Raw genomic sequence first — 16,856 nt, 5'->3', positions numbered from 1 at the left:
CTGATCATTGCGTCCACCTTTCTGACGGGCTGCGCTGGCGTCCAGAAATCCGACTGGCCGACCTGCGCTGCCGTTGGTGGTGTCAGCGGTGCTGCTCTGGGTGCCATCGAAAGCTCGGCCTGGGCCGGTGGCGGTGCGGTAATTGGTGCCGGCTTCGCCGCTGCCTATTGCTGGGTCCACGGCGCTGACGATCAGCAAGTGGCAGTGGTGGAAGAAACCGTCGTGGTCGAGGAAACCGTCGTTCCAGAGCCGGTTGCCGAAGCCGTACGTGTGGAGTTGGACGTCAAGTTCGACTTTGACAAGTCGCAGGTCAAGCCGGAAAGCATGGGCGATATCCAGAGCCTGGCTGACTTCATGAAGCAATATCCGCAGACCTCCACCGTGGTTGAAGGCCATACCGACTCCGTCGGTACCGATGCCTATAACCAGAAACTGTCCGAGCGCCGTGCAAACGCCGTGCGTGAAGTGCTGGTCAACCAGTATGGTGTGGGTGGTACCCGCGTGAACGCAGTCGGCTATGGTGAAAGCCGTCCGGTTGCTGATAACGCCACCGAAGAAGGCCGTGCGATCAACCGTCGCGTGGAAGCGGAAGTCGAAGCACGGCCATAAGCCTGATTCGCCCTTCGTGAGTATCCTGACCGGCGCGTGCCGGTCAGGAACACGGTGTCACGCAATGGACATCGTTTTCTGTCTAGACCCTCTGTTTCCCAACCCGTAAACGCAGTAATGTGCCGCACATTCATAATGTGGGGTGGGGCGGGCTATGAAAGTTATCGCAGGACTGGGCAAGCTGTTGGCGACACTGTTCTGGTGCGTCGTGCTAGCCAACCTCATCTTCCCGTATGCCCAACCGTTCGCGCAGTTGCTGACGCTCGCCGGTCTTGCCGTGCTGGGCCTGCACCTGGTCGAACTGGTGCTGTTCAATTCGCTGCTTCGGGTGCAGCCCCGCGTGACAATCGAGCGTGCCAAGGTGATGGCCTTTGGCATGTTTCATCTGTGGTCGCTGCCCGCGGCCGAGCGCGTGGCGGTAGCTGCTCCGCTGAATGCCGAGGAGACTGCCCCATGCGCAAGCTGATTCTGCTGGTAGCCTTGTGCTGCCCTCTGCTGACCATGGCGGCGGCCGTTATCAACGTCGACTCCCATAATTTCACACGCCTTTCGGCCCACGGCAGCGTGCTGCAGCTCGACCGCGTGGCGGTCGCCGACAGCGGCACGCTGCTGATTCCTGCCGGTATCAGTGAACTGCATATTGGTGAGCTGCAGCTGGGCCACGATGCGCAGATCGCCATCGCGCCGTCGAGCGAGCGTTTGCTGCTGGATATCGGCACCGGGCGGATTGCCTCCGGGGCGCAGATCAGCGCTCCGGGCGCGCCAGGCACCGCACGGCAGCCTGCGATTGCCGGGCGTACGTTGGTGATTCGCATGCAGTCGGTGACCACCGAGCCATGGCTGCTCGATGCCCGTGGCGGTCGTGGGGCGGCGGGTTATGCCGGCCTGGACGGCGCCAACGGCAAGGCCGGCGGATGTGCCTGGGGCAAGGCCAGCGCTGGCCATGACGGCCAGGACGGCACCGACGGCCATCCTGGTGCAGCGGGTGGGCAGATCCGCCTGGAAGTGCCCAGCGATTTCCCGGTCGAGCATCTGCAAGCACGCCTCGAGGGTGGCGCGGGCGGTGCGGCGGGTTTAGCCGGCAATGCTGGTAGCGGTGGGGCGAGCAAGGGCTGCTGGATCTACAGCACCAGCGCCGGCCTGGATGGCCGCCCTGGCCGCGCAGGGCAACCCGGCGCGGCGGGCCATGCCGGGCAGCTGGATGTGGTGCGCTTCTGAGCGAAAAGGGCCTTCACAGGCCCTTTTTCATTAGAGGCTCGGACGCGCTGCGGCAAGCGCCACCACGGCCACGCCAAGCAGCAGATTGAAGGCCACCAGACGCCGGATTCGTCCCATTACCGCGCCTGCCGCGGGCCAGTCCTGGGCGTCGACGGCGCGGCGCATGCTCGGCAGTTGCAAGGCCTGGATACGCAGGAACAGCGCCAGCATCGCCAGGTAAAGGCCCATCATCACGTGCACATAGCGCGGCGCTCCATCGAAACCGCTGAAGCCCATGTGCAGCAGGCCGATGCCGCTGACCGGCAGGAGCACGACGGCAATCCACACCCACACGAAGAAGCGGCGAAATACCTCCAGCCACAGCGTCAGGCGCTCGGGGGCTTGCAGCGTGCCGGTCGCCGGGCGCAGCACCATCCACGCGAAGAACATGCCGCCGACCCAGATCAGCGCCGCGAGCAGGTGCAGGGTGTAGACGAGAGAGTAGGGGGGCATTCACGCACTCCGGTAGCCAGCGGATCACCTCGACGACGCTACCCGGTCGGCCATTTGGCCGGCCCTGTGGCATCTCGTCGGTCGCTCTCGACCTGCGGTGATCGGTTTCAGAAAGTCGTGCCCGGGCCGATCGGCAGTCGTGCTCTTCATCGGGAGTCGGCAAGCGAGTCAGCACATGGGCGATAGGCGCGTTATGATAGCGACCGATTTCGAATACTGAAAATATATCCAGCCTTTTTGCAGCCAAGATCCTTAATGCTCAGCACCGAACTCAAGACCCAGATCCAAGGCGCCTATACCCGTTTTCTCGAATCCAAGGGCCTCAAGCCTCGCTATGGGCAGCGCCTGATGATCGCCGAGGTGGCCAAGGTGCTGGGCACCATCAAGGCCGACGATGAGGGGCGCCGGCTCGGCGATCCTGCCGTGGTGGCCGTTGAGGCCGGCACCGGTACCGGCAAGACCGTGGCCTATTGCATGGCCGCCATTCCTACCGCCAAGGCCGCGGGCAAGCGCCTGGTGCTGGCGACTGCCACCGTGGCGCTGCAGGAGCAGATCGTGCACAAGGATCTGCCTGACCTGATGCGCAACAGCGGCCTCAGCTTCAGCTTCGCCCTGGCCAAGGGGCGTGGTCGCTACCTGTGTCTGTCCAAGCTCGATGTGTTGCTGCAGGAAGGCCAGGCGCAAAGTTCCACGGCGCAGCTGTTCGAGGAGGAGGGCTTTCGCATCGATGTGGATGAGGAAGGCCAGAAGCTGTTCACCCGCATGATCGAGAAGCTTGCCGGCAATAAATGGGACGGCGACCGTGACAGCTGGCCCCAGGAGCTGGAAGACAGCCGCTGGGCACAGTTGACCACCGATCACAGCCAGTGCACCGGCCGCCACTGCCCGAATTTCGGGCAGTGCACCTTCTACAAGGCCCGCGAAGGCATGGGCAAGGTCGATGTCATCGTCACTAACCACGATATGGTGCTGGCCGATCTCGCCCTGGGTGGCGGGGCGGTGCTGCCCGACCCGCGCGACACCCTGTATGTGTTCGACGAAGGCCACCACCTGCCGGACAAGGCCATCGGCCACTTCGCCCACTTCACCCGGCTGCGCTCCACGGCGGACTGGCTGGAGCAGATCGCCAAGAACCTCACCAAGCTCCTGGCCCAGCACCCGCTGCCGGGTGATCTCGGTCGGCTGATCGAGCAGGTGCCGGAGTTGGCCCGCGAACTGAAGACCCATCAGCAGTTCATGTTCAGCGCCTGCGAGCAGGTGGCCGACTTCAAACCCGGCGAAGACATGGAAGGCCGCGAGCGGCCACGCCACCGGTTCATCGGTGGCGTGGTGCCCGAGCACCTGATCGAGTTGGGCCTGGAACTGAAGAAAGGCTTTTCCAAGCTCAACGATCTGTTCACCGGCGTGACCGAAAAGCTCAAGGAGGCCATGGACGGCGAGACCAGCATCGGCATCGCCAGCCACCAGGCCGAAGAGTGGTACCCGCTGTTCGGCAGCCTGTTGGCGCGGGCGCAGGGTACCTGGGAACTCTGGCTGGCGTTCACCAGTGAAGACCCCGAGAACAGTCCGCCCATGGCGCGCTGGCTGACCCTGGCCGAAAGCGGCGCGTTGTTCGATATCGAGGTCAACGCCAGCCCGATCCTGGCGGCTGAAACCCTCAGGCGTAACCTGTGGAGCGTCGCCTACGGGGCGCTGGTCACTTCGGCGACGCTCACCGCACTGGGTACCTTCGACCGCTACCGCATGCGCGCGGGCTTGCCCAAGGTAGCGGCCACCGCGGTGGTACCGAGCCCGTTCCACCACGCCGACGCCGGCGTGCTGCGCGTGCCGGACCTCAAGGCGGACCCGCGCAATGCTGCCGAGCACACTGCGGCGATCATCCGCGAACTGCCGACGCTGGTGCAGGGCTCGCGCGGCACGCTGGTGCTGTTTTCCTCGCGCCGGCAGATGCAGGACGTGTTCGACGGCCTGGAGCGCGACTGGCGCAAGCGCGTGTTCATCCAGGGCAACCTGTCCAAGCAGGAAACCCTCAACAAGCACAAGGCGCGGGTCGACAGCGGCGAGGAAAGCGTGCTGTTCGGCCTGGCCAGCTTCGCCGAGGGCGTCGACCTGCCGGGCGCCTATTGCGAACATGTGGTGATCGCCAAGATCCCCTTCGCCGTGCCGGACGATCCGGTAGAGGCGGCCCTGGCCGAATGGATCGAGGCGCGTGGCGGCAATCCGTTCATGGAAATCGCCGTGCCCGATGCCTCGCTGCGCTTGGTGCAGGCCTGCGGGCGCCTGCTGCGTACCGAGGAAGATCGCGGCACCATCACCCTGCTGGATCGGCGGGTGGTCACCCAGCGTTACGGGAAAGCGATCCTCAATGCGCTACCGCCGTTCCGGCGGGAAATCAGCTGAGCGCCCGCCAAACCGATGAAAAAGCAGGCAGCCGGCCCGCCATCGGACATGCGGGCTTTGCGGTAGAGCCCCCATCTGTCGCACTATTGCGCCTGCGCGCGTGATACGCGGCAAAAGGCTCGTGACGGGATTGTCGCGGGCACTCATATTCGTCGTCGAGTCGCGGGGAGAAGGGGTCTTGAAGGTCAACACCTGGCTGCTGTCGGCCGATCGTTCGGGGCAGTGCGAAACGCACGCACCCGCCGGTCTGGTTACCAAAGTTCTGTCACTGTGCATCGCTGCAGCCCGTCCTCGACATCCCTTGGCGATGCGGCGCCTGGCGCTGGTCACGCTGCTCGGTCTGCCGGCCCTGGGCATTGCCGCCGATCGCCAGGAGCTGTTCAACTTCGTACGGCCGATGGACGCCGTGCAGGTGTCCGGCGACAACGCCCACCTGCCCAGCGTCACGGCTGAAAGTGCTGCTCAGGGTGAGATCCTGCGCCGGGTGAGCTTCAACCCCAGCGAACGCCCAACCCTGCGCCTGACACCGCAAGCCGGGACCTGGGACTGGTCCGAGGCGAGCGCCATGAGCCTGCGTGTGCAGAACGCCATGGACTGGACGCTGACCCTGGACGTCACCATCGAAAGCGCCGACGGCAAGCGCCTGACCAGCCAGATCGCCCTGCCGGCCGGCCCGGCGCAGACCCTGCTGATGCCGCTGGGCGCTACTTCGCCGCGTGCCCAGGGCATGCGAGCCGGGGCGCCGATGCCCTGGCGCTACGATGGCCGGTTGTTGCTGCTGGCGGAAACCGTGAACGGCGAGATCGACATCAAGAACGTCTCCGCCGTGACCCTGTCGATCCCCAACCCCCAGGCTGCGCAGCACATATTGCTGGGGCGCTTCGGGGTGCGTGGCAGTGGCGATCTGGAACAGGCCTACAAGGGTATCGTCGACGGCTACGGGCAGTTCAGCCGACGCGACTGGCCGGGCAAGATCAAGAACGACGAGCAGTTGCGCCAGGGCGTCGTCCAGGAAGACAAGCAACTGAAGGCCTGGCAGGCCGACCACCCCAGGCAGGACATCTACGGTGGCTGGATCGGCGGCCCGTCGTTCGAGGCCACCGGGTTTTTCCGCACCGAGAAGCGCGGCGAGCGCTGGTTCCTGGTTACCCCGGAGGGCAATCCCTTCTATTCGCTGGGTGTCAACACGGTAACCGGTACCCAGAGCCAGACCTACATCGAGGGGCGCGAGAAGATGTTCAGCGCGCTGCCGGCCGAGGGCGAGCCGCTGGCCGCGTTCTACGGCAGCAGCGACAGCCAGTCCGATACCGGTGCCAACCGCGGTCGCGATTTCGCCAGCGGTCGCTGGTATGACTTCTACAGGGCCAACCTGCAGCGCACCTATGCCGAGCAGAAGCCGGAGGCGTGGCGCGAGCGGGCACAGAATCGCCTGCAGGCCTGGGGCTTCAACACACTGGGTAACTGGAGCGACAACGATTTCGCCCTCGACAAACGCATGCCCTACAGCATTCCGCTGTCGATCCATGGCGACTACGCGACCATCAGCACTGGTATCGACTGGTGGGGCGGCATGCCTGATCCGTTCGACCCGCGCTTCGCCATGGCCGCCGAGCGGGCCATCGCCATCGCCACCCGGGATCACCGTGACGACCCCTGGGTGATGGGCTATTACGCCGACAACGAACTGGCCTGGGCCGGTCGGGCGGAGGATCCGCTGTCGCGCTATGCGTTGGCCTACGCCACACTGCGCCTGACCACCGACGTGCCGGCCAAGCGAGCCTTTCTCAAGCAATTGCGCGACAAGTATCGCAATCAGGAAGGGCTGTCCAAGGCCTGGGGCATCGATCTCAAGGCCTGGGAGCTGATGGAGGACCCGGGCTTCGAAGCGCCACCGGTCAACCCGGCTTACCCGGCTATCGAAAGCGACATGAAGCGCTTCCTGCGCCTGTTCGCCGATACCTACTTCAAGACCATTGCCGACTCGCTGGACTGGCACACGCCCAACCACCTGCTGCTGGGCGGGCGTTTCTCCGCGAGCATTCCCGAGGCGGTAGAAGCCTGCGCCGAGTATTGCGACGTGCTGAGCTTCAACTTTTACACCCGCGAGCCGCAGCATGGTTACGACTTCGAGGCCCTGCGCAAACTGGACAAGCCGCTGCTGGTTACCGAATTTCATTTCGGCTCCCGTGATCGCGGCCCGTTCTGGGGTGGCGTCGCCGAGGTATACAAGGAAGAGGAGCGTGGCCCGGCCTATGCCAACTTCCTGAAGAAGGCCCTGGAGGAGCCGCAGATCGTCGGCGTGCACTGGTTCCAGTACCTCGATCAGCCGGTTACCGGGCGACTGCTCGACGGCGAGAATGGCCACCTGGGCTTGGTGGCCATCACCGATCGGCCATGGGACGGCTTTGTCGGTGCCGTGCGCAAGGCCAACCTGAGCGTACCTCCGCTGGTGCTCGAGCAGGCCGCCAAGGAGCCCGCGCCGAAACCGGATGCGGCACCCGCGGAGGGTGCGGCACCGACCGTCGAGCCGGCTAGCGGGGACGCCGTGCCAGCCGCCGAGCCCAAGCCGTAATCAGCCTGCGCCAGCTGGCCTGGCGCCTTTCCCATGCAGGAGCAGTCTGTGCAGATTCAGGGTTACTTCGACCTCAAGTTCGAAGCGGTAAAAGATGCCTTCGCGGCGCTGTTCGACGATCCCCAGGAGCGCGGCGCCGCGCTGTGCGTGCAGGTGGGCGGCGAAACCGTGGTGGACATCTGGGCCGGGGGCGCCGACAAGGACGGCCAGCAGGCGTGGCACAGCGATACCATCCTCAATCTGTTTTCCTGCACCAAACCCTTTACCGCGGTCACCGCGCTACAACTGGTGGCCGAAGGCAAGTTGGAACTGGATGCGCCGGTGGCTCGCTATTGGCCGGAGTTCGCCGCGGCCGGCAAGGAGCGCATCACCTTGCGTCACCTGCTCAGCCACCAGGCCGGGCTGCCGGCGATTCGCCAGAGCCTGCCAGCCGAAGCCCTCTACGACTGGCAAACCATGACCGACGCGCTGGCCGCCGAGGCGCCCTGGTGGGCCTTGGGCGAGGGCCATGGCTACGCGCCGATCACCTTTGGCTGGCTGGTCGGGGAGCTGCTGCGGCGCGTCGAGGGGCGCGGGCCCGGCGAGTCGATCGTCGCCCGTACCGCCAAGCCGCTGGGCCTGGATTTCCATGTCGGCCTGGCCGACGAGGAATTCCATCGTGTGGCGACCATCAGCCGTGGCAAGGGCAACCTGGGCGATGCGGCGGCGCAGCGCATGCTCAAGACCATGATGAGCGACGCCCAGGCGATGACCACCCGGGCCTTCGCCAACCCGCCGTCGATCATGACCAGCACCAACAAACCCGAGTGGCGACGCATGCAGCAACCTGCCGCCAATGGCCATGGCAACGCGCGCAGCCTCGCCGGTTTCTATAGCGGTCTGCTCGATGGCAGCTTGCTCGACAGCGAATTGCTTGCTGAACTCACCCGCGAACACAGTGCCGGTGAGGACAGAACATTGCTGACGCCGACCCGCTTCGGCCTCGGCTGCATGCTCGACCAGCCCGCCGTGGCCAATGCCACCTATGGCATGGGCCCAAGTGCCTTCGGTCACCCTGGCGCAGGCGGCACCACCGGCTTCGCCGACCCTGAGCGCGACGTGGCCGTGGGTTTCGTTACGAATAACTTGGGGCCGTTCGTCTTAATGGACCCGCGGGCACAGAAACTTGCGGTTATCTTATGTGAGTGTTTTTAAGAACCGCGCTTAAACTATTGCGCAGTAACGTTTTTAGCTGACTCCGGGTTAACCGGGTGACTTCGACCGAATAGATGGATGAACCGATGCTTTCCTACAAGACTTGCGCGCTGGCGCTTTGCGTACTGCTGACAGGTTGCTCCCTGTTCGAGAAAAAGGAAGATCCCAAGCCGGTTCCCATGCCGCCGCCGGAAGTCACCCAGGCCTGGCTCGACGAGTACGAGCCGTTGGTGCGCGAAGCCATCAAGGACAGCAACTTCGAAATGGAGCGTCGCGAGAACCTGCTGGTGGTCACCGCGCCGGTCAAGGGCTCGTTCAACCCGGATCGTCCAGGCATGCTGCTACCGGTCACACTGGGCCCGATCACCCGCGTGGCCAAGGTGATGGAGAAAGACAGCAAGGTCGGCGTGCTGGTGCTCGGCCATGCCGACAGCAGCGGTGCCCTGGAGACCAACCGCGAGCTGAGCCTCGAGCGCGCGCGCGCGTTCACCGCCATCTTCCGCCTCAGTGGCCTCAAGCAGGATCGTCTGATGGTCAAGGGCATGGGCCCGGACATGCCGCGCGCCGCCAATGACAGCGCCAACGGCCGTGAGCTCAATCGTCGTGTGGAGATCCTGCTGACCCGCCAGGACACCCTGCAGGCCCTGATCGCCAAATACAGCACGCCGGATCCGGCACCGGCTGCCGCCACTGCCATTGCCGCCGCCGACAAGCCTGCCGAGAAAGCCGCTGCCAAGGCCGACGCCAAACCGGCAGCCAAAACCGTGGCCAAAGCGTCTGCCAAGCCAAAGGCCGCGGCCAAGCCAGCCGCCAAACCGGCGACCAAGGCAGTAGCCAAAGCTGCTGACAAGCCGGCTGCCAAGAGCACCACCAAGCTGGCCGATGCCAAGAAAGTGGTTGCCGCAGATCAAGCCAAATAAGGCTTGTCCCGTTAAGCTAGGGTCTTTGTCGCTTTCGAGAGTACGCTCATGACTCAGACCCTGGCCGACATGCGCCGTGATTACACCCGTGACGGGTTGAGCGAGGATCAGGCGCCGCTGGAGCCCCTCGCGCTGTTCAGAAGCTGGTTCGCCGACGCGGTGAAAACCGAGCAACCACCCGTAGAACCCAACGCCATGACCCTGGCGACCGTCGACGCCGATGGTCGGCCACACTGCCGTGTGCTGCTGCTCAAAGGGCTGGACGAGCAGGGTTTTACCTTCTTCAGCAACTACCAGAGCGCCAAGGGCGAGCAGTTGCAGGCCAATCCCTTTGCTGCGCTGACCTTCTTCTGGCCGACCCTGGAGCGCCAGGTGCGCATCGAGGGCCGCGTCGAGCGGGTGACGCCTGCCGAATCCGATGCCTACTTCCAGGTGCGCCCACTGGGCAGCCGTCTCGGTGCCTGGGCCTCGCCGCAGAGCCGGGTGATTCACGACCGCGGTGAACTTGAAGGTCTGCTCGCGCAAACCGAACGGCGCTTCGCCGACCATGCGCCGGAGTGTCCGCCGCACTGGGGCGGTTACCGCCTGCTGCCCGAGCGCATCGAGTTCTGGCAGGGGCGTGCCAGCCGTCTGCATGACCGTCTCGACTACCGCCGCGACGGCGAAGCCTGGTTGCGCCAACGTCTGGCGCCCTGACGGCCCTGGGCCGGTATTGCCAGCCCATATCGCGCAGACCCTATCATGCTCGAACTCGATTCCACCCTGGCCCAGCACATCGTCGATCGCGCCATGGCCATCCTGCCTTACAACATCAACGTGATGGATGCCCAGGGCATGATCATCGGCAGCGGCGACCAATCGCGGCTGCACACCCGCCATGAGGGCGCCCAATTGGTGCTGGCCAACCGCCGGGTGGTGGAGATCGACGAGCAGGCCGCGACTTGCCTTCGCGGCGTGCGCCCGGGCGTGAACCTGCCGCTGCTGCATGCCGACGAGCTGATCGGCGTGCTCGGCATCACCGGTGATCCCGAGGTGGTACGGCCCTATGCCGAGCTGGTGCGCATGGCCGCGGAGATGTTGGTCGAGCAGCGTCAGGTGCAGGCCGAGCGCCATTGGCAGCGGCACCAACTGGATGCCTGGCTGCGCCAACTGTTCGATCCTGAGATCAGTGTCGCGGCACTGGCCGCCGATGCCGAACGGCAGCGGCTGGTACTGAGTTGGCCGCGTCAGGTATGTCTGCTTGAACTGCAAGAGCAGGGCGAGCCCCTGGCGCAGCAGGCGCGTCTGCTTGGCGCCCTGGCTGGCAAGAAGGAGCACTTGTGCGCACCTTTGAGCGTGCGCGAGCTGCTCTGGTGCCGGCCGCTCATGGCTGGCCAGGATGATCGGCACTGGCTGGAGGCGGCGGACCAGCGAGGCTGGGGTGTAGCGCGCCTGCTGGTCAGCGATCCGCTGCATTCTCTCGAGCAGTTGCGCCAGGCCTGCCTGGCACTGCGTGATCTGCAAGCCTTCGCTACGGCGCGACACCCAGCATGGCGGCTGCTGGCGCTGGAGGAACATCGCCTGGCGACCCTGCTATATGCCCAGCGCCACAGCTGGTTGCTACAGGGCTGGCTGGCGCCATTGCGACAAGTGTTGGCCCAGGATGCCAACGGCGTGCTGCGCGCCACCCTCGAAGCTTGGTGTGCCCATGACGGCCAGGTGCAGAGCTGCGCCGACGCCCTGGGCATCCACCGTAATACCTTGCGCTATCGCCTGGAGCGGATCGGCGAGCTCAGCGGCGTCGAACTGACACGCCTCGATCAACGCCTGCAACTGTCGCTCGGTCTGGGGCTGATCGAGCCCGGATAAGTCTTGGCTCTTAGAGCCTGTTCACAATCTTTAAGCCCAGGTTCGGCGACTTTGGCGGATAATTGGCGGAAGCGGCCATCCACCTATTCTGTGGGAACGGGCCATGCCCGTGATTTTTCGCGGGCATGGCCCGCTCCCACAATGGATCAGTCATCACCGCTATTGCCTCGTAGTTGCCGCTTCATGCGCAGACAAGACCTTAAACAGGTTCTTAGAACCTGTTCATAATCTTTGGCCCAGATTCGCCGATTTTGGTCGCAAAGTGGCGGGGCGGCGGTTCATTGATCCACTGTGGGAGCGCGCCATGCGCGCGAAAAATCGCGGGCATGGACTGGGCGTCACCGCCCGTTCCCACAGATACTCCGCCGATGACCGCTTCAGATAGGAAGCCGATGAGAAACATTCTGCTCATGCGATTGCCCTGGGTGCAGTAGCTAACGCTTGGGCAGCACGGCCATCTCTGGGCAGTTCTCGCCGTCCTTGACCACGCTACCGGGAGCCTTGTCGTCGGCGGGCAGGGGCGTAACAGGGACACCGGCACCCCTCCGAAAAGGGGCGAAGGACATCAGGCGAGAAGCGGGGCCAGCAAGTCGATCACCCGATCGATCTGGCCCTCGTCATTGAGCAGGCTGGGGCCCAGGCGGACCACGGGGCCGACGTCGCGTTCGACGGCGTCGCAGATCACCCGGCGCTTCATCAGGTAGCGGGCCACGTCGTTGCAGGCGCGGCCGTCCACGCGGAAAAAGGTGAAGCCGGAGGACAGTGCCGGGCTCCGGGGCGTGACCAGTTGCACCCGGGGGTATTGCGCCAGGCGCGTTTTCAGGTAGTCGTTGAGCGCATGGATACGCGCCTGGACGCGGGCCTTGCCCAACTGCAGGTGCAGCTCGAAGGCCTTGTCCAGCGCCAGCCGGTGTTCGAAGGCGTGGTAGCCACCCGGCGTCATCATGGTGCCGAAGCTGTCGGCGCGGGTGAAGGTTGGCACGCTCGGGATCAGGTGCGGTTGCAGTTCTTCGCGCGCGGCGATGATCACCCCGGTGCCGCGAGGGCCGAACAGCCACTTGTGGGTGCCAGCAATGAAATAGTCGCAGCCGAAATCGGCGAAATTGGCATCCTCCACGCCGAAGCCATGAACGCCGTCCACCACATAGAGGATGCGATCCTCCTCGGCACGACCTTGGTTGGTATCGCGGATCACCTGAGCGATCTCGTGGATCGGTAACTTGACCCCGCTGCCGGACTGCACCCAGGTCAGCCCCAAGACACGGGTCTCCGGGCGGATGGCGCGGGCAACGTTGTCCACCATCTCCGCCACCGAAACCTGGGTCGGATCGCGGAACAGCTCTATCTTACGCACCCGCGTTCCCATCAACTGTTCGCGATAGTCCAGGCGGGTGTAGGTGGCGTAATGCTCGTGGACACTGGTGAGGATCTCCTTGCCCGCCGGCACCACCAGGCCACCATAGATCGCCGCGAGACCTTCGCTGGTGCTGCCGGTGAGCGCCACCTGGCCCGGGCGGACGCCGAAGTACTGGCCAGCCCGTTCGCGGATTCGGTCCTCGTAGGCCCAGATTTCTTCGCGATCCCAGTCCACTGCTTCACCCGGATTGGCGTTGAAGCGGCGTTTCAGTGCTTCGATGGCGCCCTGAACCGAGCGGGGGTGGGAGGCGAGCAGGAAGGTGGCGAAATGCAGGTAGCTCGGATCCAGCTCGAATTGCCTTTGCAGATCCGTCCAGGACCCCGTGCCATCTTGGATCGCCAAGGTGTCGCGAGCCGCCAGCGCCAGCAACGGCAGACCGGCCGCCAGCAGGCCGCCCCGCTTGAGAAAGCTGCGTCTGTCACTCATGGCCGGTGTACTCCAAGGCGGTGTGCTGTCATGCAGAGACGAGACGTCTGACCTGGAATTTAGCGGGCCGTTACGTTTGCCGGGCGGCGCTACGTTTTAGCGGCCTGTCATTTCTGGAATCTGTAGCAGGACAGTGGGGGCCGCTAGCATCTATCGGGCGCTTTGGCGGTCACCGGCACAGCCGTTCTGCCGGCGTGCGGCTTGCATAGGGGGCGTAATGGCTTCCTGTTCATGCATCGGTACATTCGGTCGATGCACGGCTTGCCGTCCTGGCCGTGGCTGCCGCGTACCGCACCCGCGTTGCAGTAGGATCGGCTGACCTTCCAGGCACTACTATTCAAAAGATCTTGAACAGCCTCTTGTGGTGCAGCTGCACAATAACGGCTTTTCGTTGTGCTCTGTTGTTGTGCGGCTGAACAGGGTGTCGCCCCTCGTTGCTGAGTGACAATGCCGGGCACCTGGCAACTCACATAACAACAAGAGGAAACCGGCATGGTCCTGGTTCTGATCCTGGTCGCCCTGATCGCCTTTATCGTGGTGTCGACGACGCGTCTCAAGCTGCATCCCTTTCTTGCCCTGCTGATTGCTGCGATCGTCGCGGGCTTCGCCTATGGTCTGCCTCACCAGGATATTCTCAAGACTGTCGCCACAGGCTTCGGCGGCATTCTGGGCAACATCGGCGTGGTGATCGTGCTGGGCACCATCATCGGCGTGATTCTCGAGCGCAGCGGTGCAGCCATTACGCTGGCCGAGACGGTGATCAAGTTGCTGGGAGAGCGCTTCCCGACGCTGACCATGTCGATCATCGGCTACATCGTGTCGATTCCGGTGTTCTGCGATTCCGGCTACATCATTCTCAACTCCCTGAAGAACGCCCTGGCCGCGCGCATGAAGGTGTCGATGATCGCCATGAGCGTTGCCCTGGCGACCGGATTGTATGCCACTCACACCTTCGTGCCGCCGACTCCGGGGCCGATCGCTGCGGCCGGTAACCTCGGTCTCGAGTCGAGCCTGGGCCTGGTGATCGCCGTCGGCCTGTTCGTGGCCATGGTTTCCGCGCTGGCCGGCTTGCTTTGGGCCAATCGTTTCATCGGCAAGGAAATCGCTCTGGAAGATGACGGCACGCCGATGCCCGGCGCCGAGGATTTCGAGGCGCTGAAAGCACAGTACGGCGTGCTGCCTAGCGCGCCCCAGGCCTTTGCGCCGATCCTGGTGCCCATCGTATTGATCTGCCTGGGCTCGATCTCGGTGTTCCCCAGCCGCCCGCTGGGCGACGGCACGCTGCAGGCGGTACTGAGCTTCCTCGGTCAGCCGGTGGTGGCCCTGCTGGTCGGCCTGGTGCTGGCCTGCACGCTGCTGCGCGGTAACGGCAAGCGTCAGCAGCTGCATGACCGGGTGACCGACGGCATCCTGTCTGCCGCGCCGATCATCCTGATCACCGGTGCGGGTGGGGCCTTTGGCGCGGTGCTCAGCGCCTCGCCGCTGGGCGCCTATCTGGGCAGCACGCTGTCCGCCCTGGGTATCGGTTTGTTCATGCCGTTCCTGGTCGCTGCTGCGCTGAAGACCGCCCAGGGCTCCACCACCGTGGCCATGGTCACCACCTCGGCGATGGTCGCGCCACTGCTCGGGCAGATCGGCCTGGACAGCGAAATGGGCCGCGTGCTTACTGTCCTGGCCATCGGCGCCGGCGGCATGACCGTGTCGCACGCCAACGATAGCTATTTCTGGGTGGTCACCCAGTTCAGCCGCATGCCGGTGGCTGTCGCCTACCGCGCGCAAACCATGGCTACGCTGATTCAGGGCCTCGTGGGTATCACCACGGTATGGCTGCTGAGCCTGGTTCTCCTGTAAGCCTGTCCAATCGAGGCGCTCGAGGGCGCCTCGCTGTTTTCGAGGTCGTCTGCATGAAAATCGTCATCGCTCCGGATTCGTTCAAGGAGAGCCTGAGTGCGCCCGAGGTGGCTCAGGCCATCGCCCGTGGCTGGCTGGCCGTCTACCCGGACGCCGAGATCGCTCTGTGCCCCATGGCCGATGGCGGCGAGGGCACCGTGGATGCGGTTCTTGCGGCCACAGGGGGCGAGCGCCGCGAGTTGTCCGTGATGGGGCCGCTGGCCACCCCGGTTAAGGCTCATTGGGGCTGGCTGGGCGATGGCACTGCAGTGATCGAGATGGCGGCTGCCAGCGGTCTGCACTGGGTGCCGAGTGCCCAGCGCGATGCTCGGGTGACCAGCAGTTACGGGACGGGCGAACTGATCACTGCCGCGCTGGATGCGGGGGCTACTCGGATCATCCTCGGCCTTGGTGGCAGCGCTACCAACGATGGTGGTAGCGGGCTGCTGCGCGCGCTGGGCGTGCGTTTTCTCGACGCGGGCGGCAATGAGTTGCGTCCTGGTGGCGCGGCGCTGGCTTCGCTGCAACGCGTTGACCTCAGCGAGTTGGACGAGCGACTACAAGGCGTGCAGGTCGACGTCGCAGCGGATGTGGACAATCCACTGTGCGGGCCCAAAGGCGCATCGGCGGTGTTCGGCCCGCAAAAGGGCGCCAGCCCGGAGCAGGTGAAGGAGCTCGATGCAGCCCTGGCGCGCCTGGCCGAGGTGGTCGGCGAAGCGTTGGGCGAGGACTTCAGTACTTTTCCCGGCGTCGGCGCTGCCGGCGGCCTGGGCTTCGCGGCCAGGGCATTTCTCGGCGCACGCTTTCGCCCCGGCATCGAACTGGTCGCCGAGCTTTCCGGCCTGGCCGATGCCATACGTGGCGCCGACCTGGTCATCACCGGAGAAGGGCGCCTCGATGCGCAGAGCCTGCACGGCAAGACGCCGGTTGGCGTAGCCCGCGTGGCGAAAGCCCAGGGCGTGCCGGTGATCGCCCTGGCCGGCAGCCTGGGCGAGGGTTATCAACACGTACGCGAAGCCGGTATCGAAGCCTGTTTCAGTCTCGCGCCGGGGCCGGTCACCCTTGAGCATGCTTGTGCCAATGCCGGGCCCGAGCTCGAAGCCCGTACAGCCGATCTTGCCAGGTTCTGGCGCCTGGCTCAGGGCACGCGTAGCTAGCGGTCGACCTGGCGCCTGCGCGTTGGTTGTGACGATTACCGGACCTGGCTGTCTATACTGCTGTCGGGTTGGCGCACTGGCCATCCTGTACTGCTGCTGAACAGATGCAATTTGTCAGCAATCACAGTGACCGTCCTGGCGGCCAAGCTGTCATAGTGTTATCAGTCCAGTCTGGAGAATCGTTATGTTTAAACCTGGTCTTTTCGCTGTCCTGTTTGCTGCTGCGACGCTCACCCTCGGCGGCTGCGCATCTAGCCTGACCGGTGACAGCTACTCGCGCGATGAAGCGCGCGCCGTACAGACCGTGCGCATGGGTACCATCGAGTCCCTGCGTCCTGTGAAGATCGAAGGCACCAAGACGCCCATCGGCGGCGGCGCAGGTGCGGTAATCGGCGGCGTGGCCGGCAGTGGCGTCGGCGGTGGCCGTGGCTCGGCTGTAGCAGCTGTAGTCGGTGCGGTGGCGGGTGGCCTGCTGGGTGCTGCTGCTGAAGAAGGTATCACTCGCACTCAAGGGGTGGAGATCACCGTCCGTGAAGATGACGGCAGCATGCGCGCCTATGTGCAGGCCGTCGAGGAGAACCAGATCTTCCGCGTTGGTGAGCGTGTGCGCATCATGACCGTCAATGGCACCAGTCGCGTAACCCATTAACGGGTCCTTCGCAGGGTGCGCTATCAAGGCCGGATCAGTTCGCTGATCCGGCCTTTTCGTTTGT

At 64.6% G+C, this 16,856-nt stretch carries 13 protein-coding genes and 1 pseudogene; 12 read left to right on the top strand and 2 right to left on the bottom strand.

Features of this window, described 5'->3' with window-relative positions; all coding sequences use genetic code 11:
- Nucleotides 1-252: 252 nt before the first annotated feature.
- From BVH03_RS27050 to BVH03_RS23240, 3 genes and pseudogenes are all read left to right on the top strand, one after another.
- Nucleotides 253-609, top strand: a pseudogene (locus tag BVH03_RS27050) (OmpA family protein); the annotation flags it as partial.
- Nucleotides 610-763: 154 nt separating this feature from the next.
- Nucleotides 764-1,075: a DUF1145 domain-containing protein gene (locus BVH03_RS23245; protein WP_075963389.1), complete on the top strand. Its 312-nt coding sequence runs from the start codon at nt 764-766 to the stop codon at nt 1,073-1,075.
- Entirely contained in the window at nt 1,063-1,827 is a 765-nt protein-coding gene (locus tag BVH03_RS23240; protein WP_075963388.1) for a collagen-like triple helix repeat-containing protein, read from the top strand. The genes BVH03_RS23245 and BVH03_RS23240 overlap by 13 nt, the downstream gene beginning before the upstream one ends.
- Before the next feature lie 30 nt (nt 1,828-1,857).
- Here the strand turns inward: BVH03_RS23240 and BVH03_RS23235 are convergent, their stop codons facing one another.
- Nucleotides 1,858-2,319: a CopD family protein gene (locus tag BVH03_RS23235; protein WP_075963387.1), complete on the bottom strand. Its 462-nt coding sequence runs from the start codon at nt 2,317-2,319 to the stop codon at nt 1,858-1,860.
- A 255-nt stretch (nt 2,320-2,574) separates the two neighbouring features.
- On the opposite strand from BVH03_RS23235, the gene dinG reads away from it, so the two are divergent.
- The 6 genes from dinG to BVH03_RS23205 all read left to right on the top strand — a co-directional run bounded on the left by dinG (nt 2,575) and on the right by BVH03_RS23205 (nt 11,253).
- Nucleotides 2,575-4,719, top strand: a complete 2,145-nt coding sequence (gene dinG, locus BVH03_RS23230) for an ATP-dependent DNA helicase DinG (RefSeq protein ID WP_075963386.1) — start codon at nt 2,575-2,577, stop codon at nt 4,717-4,719.
- Nucleotides 4,720-5,026: 307 nt separating this feature from the next.
- Entirely contained in the window at nt 5,027-7,291 is a 2,265-nt protein-coding gene (locus BVH03_RS23225; RefSeq protein WP_075963562.1) for a beta-agarase, read from the top strand.
- A 48-nt stretch (nt 7,292-7,339) separates the two neighbouring features.
- Entirely contained in the window at nt 7,340-8,485 is a 1,146-nt protein-coding gene (locus tag BVH03_RS23220; protein WP_075963385.1) for a serine hydrolase domain-containing protein, read from the top strand.
- An 86-nt stretch (nt 8,486-8,571) separates the two neighbouring features.
- Nucleotides 8,572-9,405: an OmpA family protein gene (locus tag BVH03_RS23215; RefSeq protein WP_075963384.1), complete on the top strand. Its 834-nt coding sequence runs from the start codon at nt 8,572-8,574 to the stop codon at nt 9,403-9,405.
- A 48-nt stretch (nt 9,406-9,453) separates the two neighbouring features.
- A complete protein-coding gene (gene pdxH, locus BVH03_RS23210) occupies nt 9,454-10,101 on the top strand; it encodes a pyridoxamine 5'-phosphate oxidase (protein WP_075963383.1) in 648 nt (215 codons plus the stop codon).
- A 45-nt stretch (nt 10,102-10,146) separates the two neighbouring features.
- Nucleotides 10,147-11,253: a sugar diacid recognition domain-containing protein gene (locus BVH03_RS23205; RefSeq protein WP_075963382.1), complete on the top strand. Its 1,107-nt coding sequence runs from the start codon at nt 10,147-10,149 to the stop codon at nt 11,251-11,253.
- Between the two features lie 565 nt (nt 11,254-11,818).
- Here BVH03_RS23205 and pvdN read toward each other — a convergent pair.
- Nucleotides 11,819-13,096, bottom strand: a complete 1,278-nt coding sequence (gene pvdN / locus BVH03_RS23195) for a pyoverdine-tailoring periplasmic protein PvdN (protein WP_075963380.1) — start codon at nt 13,094-13,096, stop codon at nt 11,819-11,821.
- Between the two features lie 492 nt (nt 13,097-13,588).
- Here pvdN and BVH03_RS23190 point away from each other — a divergent pair, with 492 nt between their 5' ends.
- The 3 genes from BVH03_RS23190 to BVH03_RS23180 all read left to right on the top strand — a co-directional run bounded on the left by BVH03_RS23190 (nt 13,589) and on the right by BVH03_RS23180 (nt 16,792).
- The gene (locus BVH03_RS23190) at nt 13,589-14,947 is read left to right on the top strand and encodes a GntP family permease (RefSeq protein ID WP_075963379.1); all 1,359 of its coding nucleotides are present in this window, start codon (nt 13,589-13,591) and stop codon (nt 14,945-14,947) included.
- 53 nt (nt 14,948-15,000) lie between these two features.
- A complete protein-coding gene (locus tag BVH03_RS23185) occupies nt 15,001-16,143 on the top strand; it encodes a glycerate kinase (protein ID WP_075963378.1) in 1,143 nt (380 codons plus the stop codon).
- A 184-nt stretch (nt 16,144-16,327) separates the two neighbouring features.
- Complete coding sequence (locus tag BVH03_RS23180; RefSeq protein WP_075963377.1) at nt 16,328-16,792, top strand: hypothetical protein; 465 nt, start codon at nt 16,328-16,330, stop codon at nt 16,790-16,792.
- The last annotated feature ends 64 nt before the right edge of the window (nt 16,793-16,856 follow it).

It is taken from the genome of Pseudomonas sp. PA15(2017) (assembly GCF_001945395.1).
Taxonomy (GTDB): Bacteria; Pseudomonadota; Gammaproteobacteria; order Pseudomonadales; family Pseudomonadaceae; genus Aquipseudomonas.
Note: the sequence above shows the minus strand (reverse complement) of the source record. Positions and strands in the feature narration are given on the sequence as shown.